Annotated in this window: 6 protein-coding genes; 3 read left to right on the plus strand and 3 right to left on the minus strand. The window is 67.4% G+C overall.

Annotated elements, in window-relative coordinates:
- Positions 1-43 precede the first annotated feature (43 nt).
- A complete protein-coding gene (locus tag AC1DYI_RS26615; protein WP_477207137.1) occupies positions 44-619 on the plus strand; it encodes a helix-turn-helix domain-containing protein in 576 nt (191 codons plus the stop codon).
- 13 nt (positions 620-632) lie between these two features.
- On the opposite strand, the gene AC1DYI_RS26620 is transcribed toward AC1DYI_RS26615, so the two are convergent.
- Positions 633-1,865, minus strand: coding sequence for a YihY family inner membrane protein (locus AC1DYI_RS26620; RefSeq protein WP_477207138.1), 1,233 nt, complete (start codon positions 1,863-1,865; stop codon positions 633-635).
- A 19-nt stretch (positions 1,866-1,884) separates the two neighbouring features.
- On the opposite strand from AC1DYI_RS26620, the gene AC1DYI_RS26625 reads away from it, so the two are divergent.
- Complete coding sequence (locus AC1DYI_RS26625) at positions 1,885-2,292, plus strand: DUF2069 domain-containing protein (protein WP_477207139.1); 408 nt, start codon at positions 1,885-1,887, stop codon at positions 2,290-2,292.
- Positions 2,289-3,695 (plus strand): FAD-binding oxidoreductase, encoded by a 1,407-nt coding sequence (locus tag AC1DYI_RS26630; protein ID WP_477207140.1) that lies wholly within the window; start codon positions 2,289-2,291, stop codon positions 3,693-3,695. The genes AC1DYI_RS26625 and AC1DYI_RS26630 overlap by 4 nt, the downstream gene beginning before the upstream one ends.
- A 24-nt stretch (positions 3,696-3,719) precedes the next feature.
- Here AC1DYI_RS26630 and AC1DYI_RS26635 read toward each other — a convergent pair whose 3' ends face one another.
- Positions 3,720-4,184 (minus strand): DUF1178 family protein, encoded by a 465-nt coding sequence (locus AC1DYI_RS26635; protein WP_477207141.1) that lies wholly within the window; start codon positions 4,182-4,184, stop codon positions 3,720-3,722.
- A 7-nt stretch (positions 4,185-4,191) separates the two neighbouring features.
- On the minus strand, positions 4,192-4,809 hold the full coding sequence (locus tag AC1DYI_RS26640; RefSeq protein WP_477207142.1) for an NUDIX domain-containing protein: 618 nt from the start codon (positions 4,807-4,809) through the stop codon (positions 4,192-4,194).
- Positions 4,810-4,877: the final 68 nt, after the last annotated feature.

A 4,877-nucleotide genomic window follows, 5' to 3' on the forward strand; every position in this document is an offset into this window, starting at 1 on the left:
AAACAAGCCTTAGCCGGTCAAGACCCCCGCACCAACTTTTACGATGAACCGCCCTGCCGCTCACGAACCGCCCCGCGTCGGTGAAACCCTGGCCGCCCTGAGGCAGGATCGTGCGCTGTCGCTGGACGAGCTGTCACGTCAGGCAGGCGTGTCGAAGTCAATGCTTTCGCAAATAGAGCGCAACCAGGCCAACCCCACCGTCGCCGTGGTCTGGCGGCTGGCCAATGCGCTGGGCGTGCCAATGGCCGAACTGCTGGGGGCGGACAAGCCCAACCAGCCGGCGATCGCGACCGTGCCCTCGCACGCCACGCCGTCGCTGCGCAGCCCGGACGGACATTGCGAGCTGCGCATCCTCGGCCCGATCGAGCTGGCCGGGCAGTTCGAGTGGTACGAGCTGACGATCCAACCCGGCGGCGCACTCGAGTCAGAGCCGCATGAGCCGGGCTCGCGCGAGCACCTGAGCGTGCTCAGCGGCACGCTCGAAGTTCAGTCGGCCGAGGCGATCACCCGGCTGAAGTCGGGTGAGACCGCACGCTATGCGGTGGACCAGACGCACGCCATCCGCAACCCGGGCAAATCGATCGCCCAGGCACTGCTGGTGGTCGTGCACCCGGCCTGAACGCCGGCGCTGATCAGGCCAGCACGTCGGCCAGCATCAGCTGGTTCAGCCCCATGCGGGCGCGCAGGGCCTCTGTTCGCGCATCGGGATGCAGCAGCAACGCGTCGATCAGCGGCGCGGCCGGTGTTGTGGCAGGGTCGCACAGCAGCACATGGCGTTGGGCACCTTCTTCGTCCAGCCGGGCGAGCCAATCACGCTGCGTCAGCGCCTCAAGGATGGGCTCGATCTGCAACGGGTCGATGCGCAGCTGCTCGGCAATCTGGTCGGCATCCAACCCGTGCTTGCCGCTGGACCGCGCGTCGGCCAGCACGCGCAGCACTGCCAACGCCAGGCTGAAGCGATAGCCCGGCGTGTTGCCGTGCCGCACGGCGTGCATCTTCAGGCTGGGCGCATAGGCAGCGACCACCGCGCCCAGCAGCACGATGACCCAGCCGGTGTACATCCACAGCAGAAAAATCGGAGCGGTGGCGAAAGCCCCGTAGACGGCCGAGAACGAACCGACCGACGAGACATACCAGCCCAGCACCCTCTTCGCCACTTCGAAGCCGATGGCAACGAACACCCCACCGGCCATGGCGTGGCGCCAACGCACATGGGTATTGGGCACATAGTGGAACAGACCCGCCATCGTGGCGGCGAGCAGGCTGAACTCGACCACGTCCAGCACGAACCGAACACCGCCGGGCATGTCGCCCACCAGCCCGCGCGAGGCCGAGATCGCATAGCTGGTCACGCTCAGTGAAACACCGAGCACCAGCGGGCCCAGCGTGATCGCCGCCCAGTACACCAGCACCCGCTGTGCAATCGGCCGCGGCTTGCGCACGCGCCAGATGGCGTTGAGCGTGCGGTCGATCGTCAACATCAACGCCAACGCGCTGATGACCAGGGCCACCAGACCGGCGCTGCCCAGCTTGTGAGCCTTGTTCGAGAACTGCGTCAGCGCGCCCAACACCGGCTTGGCGATCGTGTCGGGCACCAGGCTCTGCAAGAAGTACTTCTGCAGCGCGTCCTGAAAGCTCGAGAACATCGGGAACGCGCTGAAGATCGCCAGCATCACCGTCAGCAACGGCACCAGGGCGATCAGCGTGGTGAAGGTCAGGCTGCCGGCCGTCTGGCCGAGGCTGTCTTCGCGAAAGCGCAGCCGCAGCGTGCGCAGCGTGTCGAACCAGGGCCAGTTGCGCAGCGTGTCCAGCAACTCGGCCACCATCTGCTGCCAGCCCTTTCGCAGGGCGTGAGTCGAAATCATGGCGGATATCATGCCACCCATGTCCGCACCGACCCCTCTCGCTGCGCCGGCTTCGCTCGCGCCAGACGGGGCCACGTTGGCCACGCGCGCCGTCTCGATCGCCTTGTGGCTGGCGCTGATCGTGCTCTGTTTGGCCTGGGAACTCTGGCTCGCGCCGACTGGTCGCGGCACGCTGGCGATCAAGGTGTTGCCGCTGCTGCCCGCCCTGCCCGGCCTGCTGCGCATGCGCATGTACACCTACCGCTGGTTGAGCTTGGTCGTGTGGCTGTACGCCACCGAGGGCTTGGTACGCGTGGGCAGTGAACAGGGCATAGGCCAATGGCTGGCGTTGGGTGAGGTGCTGCTGTCGATCGCACTGTTCGTGGCCTGCGCCGCGCACATTCGCTGGCGCCTGAAGCGCGGTGCGCAAAGCGCCGACTCCCCGTGAGCGTTGCACTGGTCGACACGCTGCGCACGCTGGTCGGCGCCGCGCAAGTCTTGCAAGGTGACGGGCTCGGCGCCTACGAGGTCGACTGGCGCAAGCGTTACCGCGGCCGCGCGCTCGCTGTGGTGCGGCCGGCCGATGTGGCGGAGGTGGCGGCGATTGTCCGCGCCTGTGTGGCGGCAGGTGTGGCCATCGTGCCGCAGGGCGGCAACACCGGCTTGGTCGGCGGTGGCGTGCCGGACGACAGCGGCCAGCAGGTGCTGCTGAGCCTGTCGCGCCTGAACCGCATCCGCGAGATCGATGCCGACAACCTGACGCTGACCGCCGAGGCGGGCTGCGTTCTGCAGGCCGTGCAACAGGCCGCGGACGAGCGCGGACTGCTGTTCCCGTTGAGCCTGGCTGCCGAAGGCAGCTGCACGATCGGTGGCAACCTGGCCACCAACGCCGGTGGCACGCAGGTGCTGCGTTATGGAAATGCGCGCGAGCTGTGCCTTGGCGTGGAGGTGGTGACGCCGCAGGGTGAGTTGTGGGCCGGCCTGAGTGGCCTGCGCAAGAACAACACCGGCTACGACCTGCGCGACCTGTTCGTGGGCAGCGAGGGCACGCTGGGCATCATCACGGCGGCGACGCTCAAGCTGTTTCCAAAGCCAGCCGCGACTGTCACTGCGCTGGCAGCCTGCGACTCGATCGACGCGGCGGTAGGCTTGCTCAACCTGGCGCGTGAACGGCTGGGGTCGAGCCTGACCGGCTTCGAGCTGATGCAGCGCTTTGCGCTGTCGCTGGTTGAACGCCATTTCCCGCAACTGCCCAAACCCCTGCCCGGTGCTGCGTGGACAGTGCTGCTGGAGCTGGCGGGCACCGAGGCTGAGGATGCAGAGCGCGAGCGCCTGGCTGCCCTGCTGGAGCAGGCGATGGAACATGGATGGGTCAGTGATGCGGTGGTCGCCGCCAGCATCGCGCAGTCGCGCGCGCTGTGGCACCTGCGCGAGTCGATCCCTCTCGCGCAAAGCGAAGAAGGCCTGAACATCAAGCACGACATTGCGTTGCCGGTGTCGGCCATCCCGGGTTTCGTGCCGCGCATGGCGGCACGGCTGCAAGCGGCTGCGCCCGGCGCTCGCGTGGTGTGCTTCGGGCACCTGGGCGATGGCAACCTGCACTACAACCTGCAGGCGCCGGAAGGTATCGCGGCGGACGAGTTCCTGGCTGCGCATGAAGCGCACATCAACGGGCTGGTCTATGACGAGGTACAGCGCCTGGGTGGCTCGATTTCGGCCGAGCACGGCATCGGCGCCTTGAAGCGCGACGAGCTGGCCCGGCGAGGCTCGCCGGTGGCGCTGGAGATGATGCGGGCCATCAAGGCCGCGCTGGACCCGGTCGGGCTGATGAACCCGGGCCGAGTGGTCTGAACGGATCGGGGCTCGGGCCCCGAGTCAGTGAGCCGGGCCTTTGAGCGCCGGCGGCACCGGCAGGGACACCACCTCGATACCTTCATCGGCCAGTTCGGCCCGCTGCTCGGGCGTGGCCTGGCCGCGGATACCGCGCGATTCAGCCTCGCCGTAGTGGATGCGGCGCGCTTCTTCCGAAAAGCGCTCGCCGACGTCCTCGGTGCGCTCCATCACATGCTTGACCGCTTCGACCCAGAGGTTCTGCAGCGTCACGGCTTCCGGGCTGGGTGCTTGGGCCGGCGCGGCGATGGCAGTCGGCTTGCTGTGCTCGGCCGGCGGGCTGGCGCCAAAGTTCAGGCGCGGGGCGCTGGGCAACCGGTCAACCGACTTGTCACCGCACAGCGGGCACTCGACCAAGCCGCTTCTGTGCTGGTGCACGAACTCGTCTTCGGAGGCAAACCAGCCTTCGAAGCAATGGCCGTGCGCGCAGCGCAGATCGAGCACCTTCATGACACGATTATCGGCTTGCGCCCCACGCTTCTGCAGGCCGCCAGTCGAGCGCCCAGGCGCCGGATCGCCACTTTTGTAACCACATGTGCGAAATCAGCGTCTTCGCGTCGGTCAGTTCGCCGCGGGACGCCAGCGACTCCAGCTCGGTCTCGTCCATCAGGCAGACGTCGATCAGCTCGCCGTGGTCCAGGTGGCGCTCACCCAATGTCAGACCACGCGCGAACCAGATCTCGATGCATTCGGTGGAGTACGCCGCCGCGTTGTGCATGCGGGCAGCAAAGGCCCACTCGGTGGCGCGGTAACCGGTTTCTTCCGCCAGTTCGCGCATTGCGCTACGGCTGCTCGGCTCGCCCGGGTCGATCTTGCCTGCGGGAAACTCCAGCAGCACCTGCGACAACGGGTAGCGGTACTGTCGCTCCAGCACCAAGCGGCCGTCATCGAGGATGGGCACGACCACCACCGCGCCGGGATGAACCACGTACTCGCGGCTCGCCAAGTCGCCATCCGGCAGGCGCACCGTGTCGCCACGTACATCGAGAAAGTTGCCGCGCAACAGTTGCCGGCTTTCGGTGGCAACCTCGATCAGGTGGCCATCCGCGCCCGCCGAGGAGTCGCGATCAGCCATTCGGCGTTTCGAGCTTGGCGCGGCGCAGGTAGCGCCAGACGAAACCCGGCGAGGCCAGCGTGATGAAC

It is taken from the genome of Ideonella sp. P3_A4 (genome assembly GCF_056403075.1).